The sequence below is a fragment of the Erwinia sp. PME.40.26/001 genome (assembly GCF_055556675.1).
The window spans coordinates 233,714-249,634 of the sequence record NZ_JBVHNP010000004.1; the positions used below are offsets into that span (position 1 = coordinate 233,714).

17 protein-coding genes and 1 other annotated feature are annotated in these 15,921 nt (G+C 55.2%); of the genes, 8 read left to right on the forward strand and 9 right to left on the reverse strand.

The window, feature by feature from the left end; all coding sequences use genetic code 11:
- Positions 1–27: 27 nt before the first annotated feature.
- Complete coding sequence (locus ACZ3HG_RS14040) at positions 28–732, reverse strand: hypothetical protein (RefSeq protein ID WP_191933602.1); 705 nt, start codon at positions 730–732, stop codon at positions 28–30.
- 207 nt (positions 733–939) lie between these two features.
- On the opposite strand from ACZ3HG_RS14040, the gene ACZ3HG_RS14045 reads away from it, so the two are divergent.
- Positions 940–1,815, forward strand: a complete 876-nt coding sequence (locus ACZ3HG_RS14045; protein WP_191936910.1) for a LysR substrate-binding domain-containing protein — start codon at positions 940–942, stop codon at positions 1,813–1,815.
- An 86-nt stretch (positions 1,816–1,901) separates the two neighbouring features.
- Here the strand turns inward: ACZ3HG_RS14045 and htpG are convergent, their stop codons facing one another.
- The 7 genes from htpG to ACZ3HG_RS14080 all read right to left on the reverse strand — a co-directional run bounded on the left by htpG (position 1,902) and on the right by ACZ3HG_RS14080 (position 8,924).
- Complete coding sequence (gene htpG, locus ACZ3HG_RS14050) at positions 1,902–3,776, reverse strand: molecular chaperone HtpG (RefSeq protein WP_191936911.1); 1,875 nt, start codon at positions 3,774–3,776, stop codon at positions 1,902–1,904.
- Between the two features lie 99 nt (positions 3,777–3,875).
- Positions 3,876–4,481, reverse strand: coding sequence for a recombination mediator RecR (gene recR / locus ACZ3HG_RS14055; RefSeq protein ID WP_465333085.1), 606 nt, complete (start codon positions 4,479–4,481; stop codon positions 3,876–3,878).
- Positions 4,481–4,810: a YbaB/EbfC family nucleoid-associated protein gene (locus ACZ3HG_RS14060; protein WP_017799391.1), complete on the reverse strand. Its 330-nt coding sequence runs from the start codon at positions 4,808–4,810 to the stop codon at positions 4,481–4,483. Before ACZ3HG_RS14060 ends, recR begins: the two co-directional genes overlap by 1 nt.
- A 52-nt stretch (positions 4,811–4,862) precedes the next feature.
- A complete protein-coding gene (gene dnaX, locus ACZ3HG_RS14065; protein WP_191933608.1) occupies positions 4,863–6,806 on the reverse strand; it encodes a DNA polymerase III subunit gamma/tau in 1,944 nt (647 codons plus the stop codon).
- Positions 5,463–5,524: a sequence feature (DnaX frameshifting element), on the reverse strand. Its footprint overlaps the gene before it by 62 nt.
- A gap of 216 nt (positions 6,807–7,022) precedes the next feature.
- Positions 7,023–7,637 carry an Ail/Lom family outer membrane beta-barrel protein gene (locus ACZ3HG_RS14070; RefSeq protein ID WP_191936912.1) on the reverse strand — a complete coding sequence of 205 codons (615 nt, stop codon included), beginning with the start codon at positions 7,635–7,637 and terminating at the stop codon, positions 7,023–7,025.
- A gap of 201 nt (positions 7,638–7,838) precedes the next feature.
- Positions 7,839–8,390, reverse strand: a complete 552-nt coding sequence (apt, locus tag ACZ3HG_RS14075; protein ID WP_191936913.1) for an adenine phosphoribosyltransferase — start codon at positions 8,388–8,390, stop codon at positions 7,839–7,841.
- Positions 8,391–8,546: 156 nt separating this feature from the next.
- The gene (locus ACZ3HG_RS14080; RefSeq protein WP_191933611.1) at positions 8,547–8,924 is read right to left on the reverse strand and encodes a DUF454 family protein; all 378 of its coding nucleotides are present in this window, start codon (positions 8,922–8,924) and stop codon (positions 8,547–8,549) included.
- Between the two features lie 66 nt (positions 8,925–8,990).
- Here ACZ3HG_RS14080 and priC point away from each other — a divergent pair, with 66 nt between their 5' ends.
- The 3 genes from priC (at position 8,991) to rsmS (ending at position 10,037) form a co-directional block, all read left to right on the forward strand.
- Entirely contained in the window at positions 8,991–9,527 is a 537-nt protein-coding gene (gene priC / locus ACZ3HG_RS14085; protein WP_191933612.1) for a primosomal replication protein PriC, read from the forward strand.
- A gap of 66 nt (positions 9,528–9,593) precedes the next feature.
- On the forward strand, positions 9,594–9,839 hold the full coding sequence (locus ACZ3HG_RS14090) for a GlsB/YeaQ/YmgE family stress response membrane protein (protein ID WP_465333088.1): 246 nt from the start codon (positions 9,594–9,596) through the stop codon (positions 9,837–9,839).
- 36 nt (positions 9,840–9,875) lie between these two features.
- Positions 9,876–10,037 (forward strand): pleiotropic regulatory protein RsmS, encoded by a 162-nt coding sequence (rsmS, locus tag ACZ3HG_RS14095; RefSeq protein WP_191933614.1) that lies wholly within the window; start codon positions 9,876–9,878, stop codon positions 10,035–10,037.
- Here the strand turns inward: rsmS and acrR are convergent.
- Positions 10,034–10,672: a multidrug efflux transporter transcriptional repressor AcrR gene (gene acrR / locus ACZ3HG_RS14100; protein WP_191933615.1), complete on the reverse strand. Its 639-nt coding sequence runs from the start codon at positions 10,670–10,672 to the stop codon at positions 10,034–10,036. The two genes, rsmS and acrR, sit on opposite strands and share 4 nt — an antisense overlap.
- A 141-nt stretch (positions 10,673–10,813) precedes the next feature.
- On the opposite strand from acrR, the gene ACZ3HG_RS14105 reads away from it, so the two are divergent.
- From ACZ3HG_RS14105 to ykgO, 4 genes are all read left to right on the forward strand, one after another.
- The gene (locus ACZ3HG_RS14105) at positions 10,814–12,013 is read left to right on the forward strand and encodes an efflux RND transporter periplasmic adaptor subunit (protein WP_191936915.1); all 1,200 of its coding nucleotides are present in this window, start codon (positions 10,814–10,816) and stop codon (positions 12,011–12,013) included.
- A 16-nt stretch (positions 12,014–12,029) separates the two neighbouring features.
- Positions 12,030–15,182, forward strand: a complete 3,153-nt coding sequence (gene acrB, locus ACZ3HG_RS14110) for a multidrug efflux RND transporter permease subunit AcrB (RefSeq protein WP_191933617.1) — start codon at positions 12,030–12,032, stop codon at positions 15,180–15,182.
- A gap of 148 nt (positions 15,183–15,330) precedes the next feature.
- Positions 15,331–15,591 (forward strand): type B 50S ribosomal protein L31, encoded by a 261-nt coding sequence (locus ACZ3HG_RS14115; RefSeq protein WP_062745010.1) that lies wholly within the window; start codon positions 15,331–15,333, stop codon positions 15,589–15,591.
- Between the two features lie 9 nt (positions 15,592–15,600).
- The gene (gene ykgO, locus ACZ3HG_RS14120; protein ID WP_062745007.1) at positions 15,601–15,744 is read left to right on the forward strand and encodes a type B 50S ribosomal protein L36; all 144 of its coding nucleotides are present in this window, start codon (positions 15,601–15,603) and stop codon (positions 15,742–15,744) included.
- The last annotated feature ends 177 nt before the right edge of the window (positions 15,745–15,921 follow it).

Genomic DNA, 15,921 nt, shown 5'->3' on the forward strand with positions numbered 1-15,921 from the left:
GGGTTACGCCACCTCTGACAGTCAGATTCAGGCCGCAGCGCTGGCGTTCAGCACGGGCGTCATCAGGGTTTCACCTGACAGGAAACGCACGATGTTGTGCGCCAGCGGGGCTTTATCCTGCAGATAGGCGAGGATCACCTCGTCATTTGGCGTGGAGAAGCTGTCGGCAAAGATGCTGATACCCTCCAGAGACTTGGTGGAGATCCCCAACTGCAGCAGGCGGTACTTCACGTCGTCCGCCGACTGGGCGAACTCATAAATCGGTGACTGATAATTGATGTCGTAACGGGCCATCATCTCCATCAGGAACGTCTTGGCCACCTGGCGCTGTTCCGGGAACTCCATCTGATAATGGGTGATCCCGTCGTTGATGGTATTGATGTCGTTGCGGTGGCAGAAATCCACCAGATGGGCGTGGATCGCCAGCTTCTCCCCCAGCAGTACCAGATTTTTGCGATATTTAAGAATGTCATCTTCCAGATGTTCAATCGCAATCGAGCGGAAAGCGCCGCTGATGTCGGCAATAGTGTGGGCAACCACAAGGTCACCAAACCGGCTTTTCAGCTCATCGACACGGTGCGATAAAATACCGCGATGCAGTGAACAACCACTGTTACCCGACCACAGGTGCACAGGGATTCCCTGTAACATCAGATAACAGGCTGCCAGGGTACTGTCACGGCCACCGGTAAACATAACGAGCTGGGTTTTTGCAGAATGCTGATGGGTCATTTTCCTTTCCTTCGCATAGATGTTGAATGTAATCGTCGGCTGACAAGGGGAAAATACGGCTGTATCACGGAACAAACCAGAAGGGGGTGTTTGCTGGTGGCTGACAGGACAGCACCCCGACCTGGCAGCCAGAGTAGGGAAATTGTGCTGGACTTGAAAATGATAAAAACAGACACTCATTGTTAGATTTTCTAACAAGGTATGATTATGTCTGGCCTTCCTTCCCTGCGGGCACTGCGTTATTTTCATCAGGCAGCGCTGCATCAGAGTTTCAGCCTGGCAGCACAGTCGCTGAACGTAACGCACAGCGCTGTCAGTCATCAAATCAAGCAGTTAGAAGAGTGGCTGGGTAAACCGCTGTTTTTGCGCGTTAATGGCCGCGTACAGCTCACCCCGGACGGTGAACGCCTGAAAGAGTGCTGTATGCAGACCTTTCGCGAGATTGAAGTGACCTGTGAAAAAATCCGTGCGCGCAACCTGCACAGCCTGAGCGTCTCCTGTGCCCCCAGCTTTCTGGCACAGTGGCTGATCCCACGTATCAGCCGCTTCACTGAACGCCACGGCCATATTGCCCTCACCTTTCAGACCCATGTCGATATAGAGCGCGTGCGCAGTGAGCAGACGGACGTGCTGATTGTCAGCCATGAGCAGTCAGTGCAGGAGGATATTGCCGCTACACTGATTACCGTTGACTATATCGGCCCGGTCTGTGCGCCGGCGTTCAGCAACCGCTTTACCTATGAAACGGATTTTTCCTCCCTGCCGCTGTTACATGCCGACACCAAGCTGCATGCCTGGGCAGAATGGGCGAAAAAAACTGGGGCAAAGGGAGACTTTTGGGCGGGCCGGCATTTTGACAATCTGACACTGGCCATTCAGGCGGCGCGTAACGGGATGGGAATTATAATGACGCCGCAGATTCTGGTGAAAAAAGAGATCCGCGAGGGATCGCTGATTGCCCCACTGGGGTTTGCTGAAGTGGATCGCGCAACGTGGATGATGGTCAAAGCGGCGCGTCAGGAGGAAACGGAGATTGAGCTTTTCAGACGTTGGCTGTTAGAAGAGGCAGCGATGGTGGGGTAATACCAGGCGGGCGACCTGTATTGCGGACGCCCCTGCCCGGTGACGGCAAGCTGGGCGGACCTGAACAGAGGGTCCGCCCGGCGTGGTTAACCCAGCAGCAGCTGGTTCATACGGCGGATAAACTGATTCGGATCGTCCAGCGACCCTTTCTCCGCCAGCAGCGCCTGCTCCAGCAGCAACTCGATCCACTCGGCAAAGCGACCTTCGTCCTCAGTGTCAGCGGCGCGTTTCACCAGCGGGTGATCCGGGTTAAGTTCAAACAGGTATTTGACTTCCGGCACGTCCTGACCGGCAGCGGCGAAAAGCTTCGCCATCTGGGTAGTCATCTCGTTCGCTTCGGTGGTGACGATCGCCGGCGTATCGGTCAGACGGTGCGTCAGACGCACTTCCTTGACGCGCTCACCCAGCAGCGTTTTCACCCGTCCGACGAACGGCTCCAGCGCTTTTTCTGCTTCTTTCTGCTCTTCGGTTTCCTCATCAGCCAGTTTGCTTAATGCCTCATCGGCTTTACTGACGGACTGGAAACTCTTGCCATCGAATTCGGTCAGGTAGCTCATCATCCATTCGTCGATGCGGTCGGAGAGCAGCAGAACCTCGATACCTTTCTTACGGAACAGCTCCAGGTGCGGACTGCTTTTCGCGGCGGCATAGCTGTCGGCCGTGATGTAGTAAATCTTCTCCTGGCCTTCTACCATGCGGCTGACATAGTCTTCCAGCGACACGGTTTGCGCCGGGCCTTCGCTGCTGGTGCTGGCGAAACGCAGCAGTTTTGCAATGGTTTCCGCGTTGCTGCTGTCTTCTGCCGGACCTTCTTTCAGGACCAGGCCAAACTGCTGCCAGAATGACTGATATTTTGCTTCGTCATCCTTCGCCACTTTTTCCAGCATCTGCAGGGAACGCTTAGTCAGCGCTCCGCGCAGGCTCTGGGTAATGCGGCTGTCCTGCAGGATCTCACGCGAAACGTTCAGCGGCAGGTCGTTGGAGTCGATCAGGCCTTTTACGAAACGCAGATAGTTCGGCATGAACTGCTCCGCGTCGTCCATGATGAACACGCGCTGTACGTACAGCTTCAGGCCGTGCTTATGGTCACGGTTCCACATATCCCACGGAGCCTGCGCCGGGATGTACAGCAGACTGGTGTACTCCTGCTTGCCTTCCACCCGGTTGTGGCTCCACGTCAGCGGATCGGTGAAGTCATGGGCAACGTGCTTGTAGAACTCTTTGTATTCGTCTTCACTGATGTCAGACTTGTTACGCGTCCACAGCGCCTGGGCTTTGTTGATCTTTTCCCATGTGGTGGTGTTGTCTTCTTCGTTATGGGTTTCGATCTCTACCGGCAGTGCAATATGGTCGGAGTACTTACTGATGATGCTGCGCACGCGCCAGGCATCGAGGAATTCATCTTCACCTTCGCGCAGATGCAGGGTAATTTCGGTGCCACGGTCTGCTTTTTCAATATCGGCAATGGTGTATTCACCTTCACCGGCAGACTCCCAGAACACCCCTTCGGATGCCGCAGCGCCTGCAGCACGGGTGCGGACTGACACTTTATCCGCCACGATAAACGCCGAGTAGAAGCCCACGCCGAACTGGCCAATCAGCTGGCTGTCTTTTGCCTGGTCGGAACCGAGAGATTCCAGGAAAGATTTTGTCCCGGATTTGGCAATGGTCCCCAGGTTTTCAATGACTTCTTCACGACGCATCCCGATGCCGTTATCACTCAGGGTCAGGGTACGCTTTTCCTTATCGACGGACACCCGGACGCGCAGATCGCCGTCGCCTTCATAAAGATCCGGCGTGGATAACGCACGGAAGCGCAGCTTATCAGCAGCATCTGAGGCGTTGGAGATCAGCTCACGCAGGAAGATTTCTTTATTTGAATAGAGTGAGTGGATCATCAGGTGCAGAAGCTGTTTTACCTCTGACTGGAAGCCACGGGTCTCTTGTCCTTTCATGGTCATTGCTACCTCAACTAAAAACAGATGATGAACGTTGAGGTATTAAATGGGGGTGGTAAAAAGGATTTCAAGACGGCACGAAGGACTCGTGCCGTTGATCGTTCAGAATTTAAACTTTTGACGCCCGGCCAGGGAGTGTGACAGCGTGGTGCCATCCACCATTTCCAGCTCACCGCCCACGGGAACACCGTGCGCAATGCGGCTGGCTTCCACGCCATACTGTTCACACAGGCTGGCAATGTAGTTGGCAGTCGCCTCACCTTCCACCGTGGGATTGGTGGCGAGGATCACTTCCACAATCGTCTCTTTTTCCAGACGCTGCTCCAGACGATCAAGGCCGATGTCGTTCGGCCCGATACCATCCAGCGGTGACAGATGCCCCATCAGCACAAAGTAACGTCCGGCAAACTGCCCGGTCTGTTCGATGGCATGGATATCTGCCGGGCTTTCCACCACGCAGATCAGACCATTTTCCCGACGCCGTGGATTGGCGCAGATGGTACAGATTTCCTGCTCGGTAAAGGTACGGCAATCAGAGCAGTGACCGATTTCCGACATCGCCCGCGTCAGCGCCTGCGCCAGGCGCATACCGCCGCTGCGGTCACGCTGTAACAGCTGGAATGCCATGCGCTGCGCCGACTTCGGCCCAACGCCCGGCAGGCAACGCAGCGACTCCATTAATGCTTCAAGGAGCGGGCTGGTTTGCATCAGAAGGGCATCTTGAAGCCAGGTGGCAGCTGCATGCCGCTGGATACCGCAGCCATTTTCTCTTTCTGCGTTTCAGCAACGCGACGGGCAGCATCATTGAAGGCTGCAGCCACCAGGTCTTCCAGCATGTCTTTGTCATCTTCCAACAGGCTGGGGTCCACTTCCACGCGACGGCAGTTATGTGCTCCGTTGATGGTCACTTTCACCAGGCCTGCGCCGGATTCACCGGTCACTTCCATGGCAGCAATCTCTTCCTGCACCTGGGCCATTTTATCTTGCATTTGCTGGGCCTGTTTCATCAGGTTGCCCAATCCGGCTTTACCAAACATATGTTCTCTCTCTTCAGCTCAGGCCACATCAGCGTAACGACGATGCGGCGGGTTAAACAGGTCGGATACTTTCTTCGTCCACGTCGGCATCGAAAAACCGACGCAGCGTCTGAATATGAGTATCTGTGATAATAGACTGACGCGCCTGCGCCAGTTTCTCTTCATAGATTTTTTGCCGCCATTCCAGCGGCGTCAGCACCGCAGGATTATCATCTTCCACCACGGTTAATTCAATGGGGTGCCCGGCAGCCGCATTCAAGGCCTCACTCAGCGCTTTTTGCGCCGAAGGCGAGTTCAGATGGCGCTGGCTGGTGCGCAGGTGCAGACAAATACCGTTCGCGGTCTGCTCCTTCCAGGCATTCAGCGCCAGTTGCTGCACCAGTTTCGGCATCGTCAACGCAGCGATTTCAGCCGCCCAGGGATCGCGCGCCTGCGACTCGGCCACCAGCTTGACCATCAGCTCCGGGTTTTTTTCATGCTCCAGCGCCGTGCGTAACGCTTTCGGCGTAGCCACCGGCGCGATCTTCACTTCCGCAGGGTTTTGCGCTTTCCAGCGATACGCCTCTTCCTTTACCGGAACGGCTTCGGCTGCGGCCTGTTGCAGGCGTTGCTGCCCGCGTTCGGTAACCGCTGCAAGCCGCTCCAGGGCCGAACTCGCCGGCCGCGCACCCTGCGCTGCCGGCTCAGTCTTTTTTGGCTTATTCGCCCCCTGATGGCGTAGCAGCTGTGTGCGCGCCTGGAGGAGCTGGCTGGTGGTATCAGGTAATCCCTGAGGTGGAGGTGACGGCTGTACCGGCGGCGGTGAAGACGCGGTATGCGCTTCCACTGTGCTTTGCTGTGCAGGCGCGGCAGCCTCTGCCGGTGCCTGTAAGGTCATGGTCGGGCGCGCAACCGGATCGGCAATAACGGCTTTCGGATGAAATGCCAGCGCACGCAGCAGCGTCATTTCCACGCCCATGCGGCGGTCCGGTGCCAGCGGCAGCTCTTTCCGCCCCACCAGCAGCGTCTGATAATAGAGCTGAACGTCAGCAGGCGGTAACACCCGCGCCAGTTCGCGCAGCCGCTGCTCGATAGCGGCCATATCGTCACCCAGTGCCGAAGGCAGCAGCTGGATCATCGCCACACGGTGCAGCAGCGTCAGCATTTCCACCAGCAGCGCTTCCCACTCCACGCCGCGTGAAGCGGCCTGACTGAGCAGGGCCATCACCTGCGCGCCCTCGGCGTGAACCAGCGCTTCAATCAGCGCCAGCGGCTGTTCATCATCCAGCGTACCCAGCATGTCATTGACGGTAGCGGTGGTGACCTGCCCCTGCCCCATGGCGATTGCCTGGTCAGCCAGGCTCAGGGCATCACGCATACTGCCGTCGGCAGCACGAGCCAGCAGCTGCAGAGCACGGTTCTCCGCACTGATCTGTTCCGCCTGTAAGACATGTTCAAGCTGGCCGCGGATCTGTTCCTGATCCAGCGCTTTCAGATGGAACTGCAGGCAGCGCGATAAAATCGTCACCGGCAGCTTTTGCGGGTCGGTGGTGGCAAGCAGGAATTTGACGTGCTCCGGGGGTTCTTCCAGCGTTTTTAACAGCGCGTTAAAGCTGTGACGCGAGAGCATATGCACTTCATCGATCAGGTAAACCTTGAAGCGACCGCGTGCCGGGGCGTACTGCACGTTATCCAGCAGATCGCGGGTATCTTCCACTTTGGTTCGCGAAGCCGCATCGATTTCAATCAGATCAACAAAGCGACCCTGCTCGATTTCCCGGCAGTTATCGCACTGCCCGCAGGGGGTGGCGGTAATACCGGTTTCACAGTTCAGCCCCTTTGCCAGCAGTCGGGCAATGGTGGTTTTTCCGACGCCGCGGGTGCCGGAAAACAGATAGGCGTGATGGATACGGCCAAGGGACAAACCGTTAGCCAGCGCGGTCAGAACATGTTGCTGACCAACAACATCAGTAAATGCTTGTGGACGCCACTTGCGGGCCAGTACCTGATAGCTCATTAAGACTTCATCATCGATTGGAATAATTGCATTAAGGTTGTGATAAACCAGACCGGGCAACTATAACAGTTTATCGGCTTCCCCGTCTTATTCCTGTGACTTTATCACACGGCTGGCGGGCAGCAACGGACAAAAAAAAAGCCATATGGGCAGGCTAGCGTCGGATGAGAGGGGGCGGGCCAGCCGCCCCGATAAACGATGCACAGGGGGGAAGGATTAGAACCGGTAGCCAATACCCAGGCTGAAACCGTTGCTGGACGTTTTCTGTACGTGTCCGGCCTGGTAACCCACATCCAGCGCCAGATTATCAATCAAGTTAAACTGGACGCCCGTTCCCCAGGCAAAACGCGCATCAAAAATTTTGTAACGGCCGGTCTGCCCGCCCGGTGGCGTATCGTAGGTGGTCACATTGCTACTGCTCTCCCAGCCTGCGCCGCCCAGCAGATACAGGCTGGCCCAGGAGGTTACGCGGTAGGCCGGGCCCACCATCAGCGAGTAATAACGTACCCGATGATTTTTGATCCCGCCCCCCTCGCCTTCAGGCTGACTTCCTCTGGCATTCATCGCGCTAAACGACACCATGGCGCTGAGAGGGAGTTCGGGGATTTCATAGCGGTAACGGGCGTTGATCCCCTTCATATTTTTGAAGTGTTTGATATGGCTCTGCGCGTAGCCGAGCGTCACAGTATGCAGGCCGGACATCGCCTTCGGCTGCCAGCTGATGGTGTCGGCATGATAGTAGTGCTGGGAGGCCGGTTCCACCGCCGGGCCAGATTCCGCCGCCCCGACCAGGGGGGACACAAACAGCAAAGTGGTAACGATTTTTCTCATCTCGCGCTTCCCTGACAGCGTGGGTCTTCCAGGCGTAATGTTGATTGCCGTCGTATTGTAAAGCAGAGAGGCTGCAGGTCGCGGCGAATTGTGCCTCTGCGCAGAAACGCGCATGTTTTGCCGGCAGGCTGAAAGGGAGGGAGGGAAGAAAAGAAACGTAATCATAGCGGGGCCGGCCGTAGAGGCCGGCCCCGCTAAACACTAGTGACCGGGGAAATTCACCAGGCTGTAGCTTTCAATACCCAGCGCTTTCAGACGGGATTCCCCCGTCAGGTCGAACAGGTTGATAATGAAAGCGGCATGCTTCACGCTGCCACCCGCACGGCGGATCAGTTTTACCGTGGCCTCAATGGTTCCCCCGGTGGCCAGCAGGTCGTCGATCACCAGCACCACATCGCCGGGCTGAATCGCATCACAGTGCAGTTCCAGCGTATCGGTGCCGTACTCGAGCTCGTAGGTTTCCGCAAAGGTTTTACGCGGCAGCTTGCCCGGTTTGCGTACCGGCACAAACCCCACACCCAGCCCAAGCGCCACGGGTGCGCCGAACAGGAACCCCCGCGCTTCGGTGCCCACCACTTTGGTGATGCCAGCGTCACGATAGCGTTCAACCAACAGTTCAATGCTCAGTGCAAACGCCGTCGGGTCTTCCAGCAGGCTGGTGACATCACGAAAGAGAATGCCCGGCTTAGGGTAATCCGGGATGCTTTTGATACTGTTTTTAATCAATTCAAGCTGCTGCGCAGTCGCGGTCATAATGTTACGCCTGGTAAATACAAATCTGACTCGCGCAGCTTCATTTCACGCAACGGCCATATTGCCGGGTGAAATTCTGACGTTGAGGGGAAGCCGCGCACGAAAACGACCAAATCTATGCAAAGCGCCGGACAATTGCAACCGCGTTTAGCAAAATCACGGCTTTTCTTGCCCCTCATCAACCACCGGCAGACGGATCATAAAGACCAGCAGGCAGGCGAGGATGACCAGCAGCAGCAGGCGAACCCAGAGGATCTTGACCATCCACAGCGAAAAGGCAAACGTCACAAGGATAAACAGGATCGCCCTGCCCTTCGCCCCCGGTGGCATTGCCCGGTGCTGCTGCCAGTGACGCAGATAGCGTCCGAAGACGGAGCGGTACAGCAGCCAGTGGTGAAAGCGCGGCGACGAACGGGCAAAACACCAGGCTGCCAGCAGCAGAAAGGGCGTCGTGGGCAGCAGCGGCAGCACCACGCCCAGCGTGGCCAGCACCACAGCAACCCAGCCTAAAACAATAAGTATGTAACGTTGCATGGCTCGCCCGGTAAAATGCCTCAGAATCAGGGTATCATAGCGCGCATTTCTGCCCGGGAGAACAAGATGAAAAGCGCAGGTTTACTGCAACAACTCGATATCCAGCTGGAACAACTTGCGCAGGCTGTGGAGCCCCATGCCAACAAGCGAACCGCACAGGCACGCTTCGACAGACAGCTGTTCCATTGCCATACCACCCGGCTCGGTGATTACCTGCTGGAGGTGCGTCAGACATTTGAGCAGCTTAAGCAAAGCGTGAAGGATAATCGAACCGAGAGCGTGGCGTGGATGGCCGAACGCGTGGTGTTGCAGATGAGTGCGCTGCAGCGCGAGCTGGCGACGCAAAAGCTGCGCAATAACGAACCCCGTACCGTACCGGTGAAAGAAAATTTGTACGAAAAACTGGCTGAACATCAGGATTTCGAAAGGCGCTTACGCGCGATGATTGGCGACCGTGAGAGCCTGCTGTCAGCGCAGGAGACCCTGGCTCAGCAGCAGCAGTTGCAGAGAGAAATCGCAGCGCTTGAAGGCCGGTTACAGCGCTGTCTGCAGGCGCTTAAACGTATTGAGCGCGGCATTGAAAATCGTGAGCGTCACGGCTAGCGGTGCTGCCCTTATGCCGGGTGAAAGGGCTATACTCATCTCACCCTTTTTGACTGGAGCAATGCGATGGGTCTGATCTCATGGCTGGTTATCGGTTTGCTGGTGGGCTTTGTCTCCCGCTATTTCCTTCCCGGCCGCCCCGGCGGACTAATGCCAACACTGGTACTGGCAGCGGTGGGTGCGCTGACGGGTGGCTATATCAGTACCTATATCAATTACGGTACGCTGTCCACGCTTGATCCCCGCGCCCTGCTGATCGCCCTGGCGGGTGCGCTGGTAATGATCGCAGTAATCAAAATTTTACGAATCTGACTGCGCGTCGCGTGGTGGAACAGAACAGGAGCGTTTATGTCGCTGGAAACCGCGCCGGAAGAAGTGAAGCTTGCCGTTGACTTAATTATGCTGCTGGAAGAACATCAGATTGCGCCAGAAACTGTGCTGGCGGCACTGGCGATTGTGCAGCGGGATTTCGAAAAAAAAGTGGTGGCACCGTCCTCAGGGAGACGTTAACCCGGTTTACGCAGCGTCGGGCAGAAAGCCAGCATATCAAGCAGAGTCGCCACCAGCTGTGGCGCATCGGCGGCCAGATCAAAGCTTTCTGGCATAAATAACCAGTTTTCCATGATGCCACTGATATAGCCGCGCATCACAATAGCCGCGCGTCGGGTGTCCAGATTTTCGGGGAGTTGTTTTGCATCAATGCACTGAGCCAGCACTTCTTCTATCTTTTCGTAACATTCGAGATAGAGATTTTGTTGCATCAGCTGTAGGGTGGTCATTTCACCAACAAACTCACATTTGTGGTAAATAATTTCCATAAGTGCACGTCTTCTTGGGTCCCTGGCTGTCGCGTCAAGGACATACAGCACCATAGCACGCATCACAGAAAGTGGATCAGAAGGATATTTTGATTGATACTCAAGCTCCAGGTCCGCCATTCCGGATTCGGACTGCGCCCAAATTTCATTGAGTAAATCGGTTTTATTTTTGAAATGCCAGTAGATTGCACCCCGCGTCACGCCAGCACTTGAGGCAATATCAGCCAGTGACGTTTTAGAAACGCCATATTCAGAAAAACGCTCGATAGCTGCATCGATGATGTGATTGCGCGTTTCCTGCGCCTGTTGTTTGGTATTTCGTGCCATGAGGGTGTTATTTACAAAGGGTTAGACTTACATACATTTCCGAATGTATGTACCATAGCACGACCATAATTTAAACGCAGCAATGGGTTTATGGGTTTGTGATCCATTGAACAATCGATATCGGACACTCGAGGTTTATTTATGAACAAAAACAGAGGGTTAACGCCTCTGGCGGCCGTTCTGATGCTTTCAGGAAGCTTAGTGCTAGCGGGATGTGATAACAAAGATTCGCAGCAGGCCGGACAGCAACAGGCACCTGAAGTGGGCATCAAAACGTTGAAAAGCGCCCCACTTAAAATTACTACCGACCTGCCAGGTCGCACCTCATCGTTCCGAATTGCTGAAGTTCGCCCACAGGTCTCAGGCATTATTCTGAAACGCAATTTTGTTGAAGGAAGTGATATCAAGGCGGGCGAATCCTTATATCAGATCGACCCGGCGACCTATCAGGCATCCTATAACAGCGCGAAAGGCGATCTGGCGCAGGCGCAGGCCAATGCGCAAATCGCAGCCTTAACCGTAAAACGCTACAAGCCGCTGCTGGGCACCAAATACATCAGCCAGCAGGACTATGACACAGCCATGGCGACCCAGGGGCAGACTGCTGCCGCCGTTCAGGTTGCTCAGGCTTCAGTAGAAACCGCACGCATCAACCTCGCCTATACCCGCGTGACCTCGCCTATCAGCGGTCGCATTGGTAAATCCTCGGTGACAGAAGGTGCACTGGTCGCCAGCGGGCAAACCACAGCGCTGGCAACCGTACAACAGCTGGACCCTATCTACGTGGATGTCACTCAGTCCAGCGAAGACTTCATGCGCCTGCGCAATGAGCTCAACTCCGGCAAGCTTCAGCAGACTGACGGCAAAGCGGAAGTGAAACTCCTGATGCAGAATGGTAGCGAATACGCACAGAGCGGAACATTAGAATTCTCTGATGTCACTGTGGATGAAACCACAGGTTCCATCACGCTGCGTGCCGTGTTCCCTAACCCGGATCACAGCCTGCTGCCAGGCATGTTCGTGCGTGCCCGTCTGGATGAAGGTACCAACCCGAATGCACTGCTGGTTCCTCAGCAGGGTATTACCCGTACTCCAACCGGTCAGGCAACCGCCATGGTCGTGGGTGCGGATAACAAGGTTGAAGTCCGTACGCTGAAGGCCGATCAGGCATTCGGTGATAAGTGGCTGGTAACGGAAGGTCTTAAAGATGGCGACCGTGTGATTGTGACCGGTCTGCAACGCGTGAAACCTGGCGCAGCGGTAACGCCTCAGGAAGTCAGCGATGACAGCGCCAAGGCAGGTACCGAGTCTCAGGCGAAGTCTGAACAACCGAAGTCTTAACAGGAGCCACTGAGACATGGCTAAGTTTTTTATCGATCGCCCCATCTTTGCCTGGGTAATCGCCATCATTATTATGTTGGCGGGTGCGCTGTCGATTCTTAAACTGCCGATCGAGCAATATCCTAACGTTGCTCCAACGGCCATTGAGATCACAGCAACCTACCCAGGTGCTGATGCGAAAACGCTGCAGGACTCCGTCACGCAGGTTATCGAACAAAATATGAACGGCATCGACGGCCTGATGTATATGGGTTCAAGCAGCGACTCTTCCGGGACGCTGCAGCTGACCCTGACATTTGAGTCGGGTACGGATGCTGACATCGCCCAGGTGCAGGTGCAGAACAAACTGCAACTGGCGATGCCGCTGCTGCCTCAGGAAGTGCAACAACAGGGGATTAAAGTTCAAAAATCCTCCAGTAGCTTCCTGATGGTCGCCGGCTTCATCAATGACAACGGCACCATGACGCAGAACGATCTCTCTGACTATGTCGGGTCGAATATTAAAGACCCTATCAGTCGAGTATCCGGCGTTGGTGATACCCAGCTGTTCGGTGCGCAGTACGCTATGCGTATCTGGATGGATCCTCATAAGCTTAACAACTACGCGCTGACGCCTGTTGATGTTATTAGCGCCATTAATACCCAGAACGCCCAGGTTGCAGCGGGTCAGCTCGGTGGTTCACCTCCGGTGCAGGGCCAGCAGCTTAACGCCTCCATCATTGCGCAGACGCGTCTGACCTCGGCTGAAGAGTTCGGCAAGATCCTGCTGAAGGTTAACAGCGACGGTTCGCGCGTTCGTCTGAGCGACGTGGCACACATTGAGCTGGGTGGGGAAAACTACGAGATCATTGCACGCTATAATGGTCAGCCGGCTTCCGGGCTGGGGATCAAACTCGCCACCGGTGCTAACGCGCTGGACACGGCGGCCGCAGTAAAAGCCGAATTGACCAAGCTGGAACCGTTCTTCCCTTCCGGGATGAAAGTGGTTTACCCGTACGACACCACGCCGTTCGTTAAAATTTCTATTAACGAAGTGGTAAAAACGCTGGTAGAAGCCATCGTGCTGGTGTTCCTGGTCATGTATCTGTTCCTGCAAAACTTCCGCGCAACGCTGATCCCCACGATCGCCGTTCCGGTGGTGTTGCTGGGGACCTTTGCCATTATCAGCGCCTTCGGGTATTCGATAAACACGCTGACGATGTTCGGGATGGTGCTTGCCATCGGCCTGCTGGTGGATGACGCCATCGTGGTGGTAGAAAACGTCGAGCGTGTGATGGCCGAAGAGGGCCTGCCGCCGAAGGAAGCCACCCGTAAATCGATGGATCAGATTCAGGGCGCCCTGGTGGGGATTGCTCTGGTCCTGTCGGCAGTATTTATCCCGATGGCCTTCTTCGGGGGTTCAACCGGCGTTATCTACCGTCAGTTCTCGATTACCATTGTATCTGCAATGGTGCTGTCGGTGGTGGTTGCGCTGATCCTGACCCCGGCACTGTGTGCCACGATGCTGAAACCGATTGCGAAAGGCGATCACGGTAAAACAACCGGTTTCTTTGGCTGGTTCAACCGCCTGTTTGACAAAAGCACCAATCACTACACCGACAGCGTAGGTCACATTGTACGCAGTACCGGTCGTTACCTGGTGATTTACCTGCTGATTGTCGTGGGAATGGCCTTCCTGTTCCTGCGCCTGCCGACCTCCTTCCTGCCGGAAGAAGATCAGGGTGTGTTCCTGACTATGGCCCAGCTTCCTGCCGGTGCCACTCAGGAACGTACTCAGAAGGTGCTGGATGAGGTGACGGATTACTATCTCACTAAAGAAAAAGCCACTGTGAACTCCGTGTTTACGGTTAACGGCTTTGGCTTTGCGGGTCGTGGTCAGAACACCGGTCTTGCCTTCGTCAGCCTGAAGCCGTGGGATGAACGTCCGGGTGCGGATAATAAGGTTCCAGCGATTGCCGGACGGGCAATGGGGGCACTGTCAGCGATTAAAGATGCGATGGTGATCCCGTTCAACCTGCCAGCGATTGTTGAACTGGGTCAGGCTACCGGCTTCGACTTCCAGCTGATCGATCAGGGTGGCCTTGGCCATGAACAACTGACTGCCGCGCGTAACCAGCTGCTGGGTATGATTGCCCAACATCCGGACGTGCTGGTCGGTGTTCGCCCTAACGGTCTGGAAGATACCCCTCAGTTTAAACTGAACATCGATCAGGAAAAAGCACAGGCGCTGGGGGTATCGCTGTCTGATATCAACACCACGCTGGCAGCGGCCTGGGGCGGCTCCTACGTCAATGACTTCATTGACCGTGGCCGCGTGAAGAAAGTGTACGTGATGGGTGATGCACCTTATCGTATGCTGCCTGGCGATATCGGTAACTGGTATGTGCGCTCTTCCAGCGGCGAGATGGTCTCCTTTGATGCCTTCGCATCTGCCAACTGGGTGTACGGTTCGCCACGTCTGGAACGTTATAACGGCCTGCCGTCAATGGAGCTGTTAGGACAACCGGCTCCGGGTAAAAGCTCCGGTGAAGCGATGGATCTGATGCAGGATCTGGCCTCGAAGCTGCCAACCGGTATTGGCTATGACTGGACGGGGATGTCATACCAGGAACGTTTGTCTGGTAATCAGGCCCCGGCACTGTATGCCATCTCGCTGATTGTCGTGTTCCTGTGTCTGGCTGCGCTGTACGAGAGCTGGTCGATTCCGTTCTCGGTTATGCTGGTGGTTCCATTGGGTGTGGTCGGGGCGCTGATCTTCACCACCCTTCGCGGACTGAGCAATGACGTTTACTTCGTCGTGGGGCTGTTGACAACCATAGGGTTGTCGGCGAAGAACGCCATCCTGATCGTCGAGTTCGCTAAAGACCTGATGGAAAAAGAAGGCAAAGGACTGGTTGAGGCCACCCTGGATGCGGTACGTATGCGTTTACGTCCGATTCTGATGACCTCTCTGGCCTTTATCCTCGGTGTTCTGCCGCTGGCAATCAGTAGTGGTGCGGGCTCCGGCGCTCAGAACGCCGTCGGTACTGGCGTCATGGGCGGTATGGTGACGGCAACCGTACTGGCTATCTTCTTTGTTCCTGTGTTCTTTGTGGTGGTACGCCGCCGCTTCAGTAAGAACAAAGAGGAGCTGGAACACAGCCATCCTGTTGATACCCATCATCACTGATCAACGCTGAGTTGATGTGATTAAAAGGCCACCTCCGGGTGGCCTTTTTTTTGTTTATCTGCCTTCCCCCTGCCCCTTCTGCAGTTGCAATTTGAAAATCAGCGGCGCATACTATTGTTATAGTATAACATTACATTTGAGGTCGATAATGAAACAGGGCATTCATCCTGCCTACCGCCAGGTGGTTTTCCATGACACCACGGCTGATGCTTACTTTGTGGTGGGTTCCACCATCAAAACTGACCGTACGATTGAACATGAAGGTAAACAGATGCCGTATGTCCTGCTGGACGTCTCTTCTGCCTCACATGTTTATTACACCGGTAAACAGAAAGAATTTGCTAAAGAAGGCAGCGCCGCACGCTTCAGCCAGCGTTTCGGCGGTTTTCTTGGCGCGATGAAAAAATAAGGAGTCATCATGCAGGTATTAAGCTCACTGGCTTCGGCTAAAAAACGCCATAAAGACTGCAAGATCGTTCGCCGCCATGGCCGCGTCTTTGTTATTTGTAAAAGCAACCCCCGCTTTAAAGCCGTGCAGGGGACGGGGGGGAAAAAACGCTGATCGCCGCCGCTGGCGGTGACTGTAAAAGGGATAGCGCAAGCTATCCCTTTTTTTTCCATTTTTTCACTGCGCATCTTGCTGGTTTTAAAAAATCATGATGACTTCCAGAGAGTTATTGAAAGCCATATTACCCCAACCCTTCCTTCGTGGCGGCTACCGGCACATTAAGTCAATAAA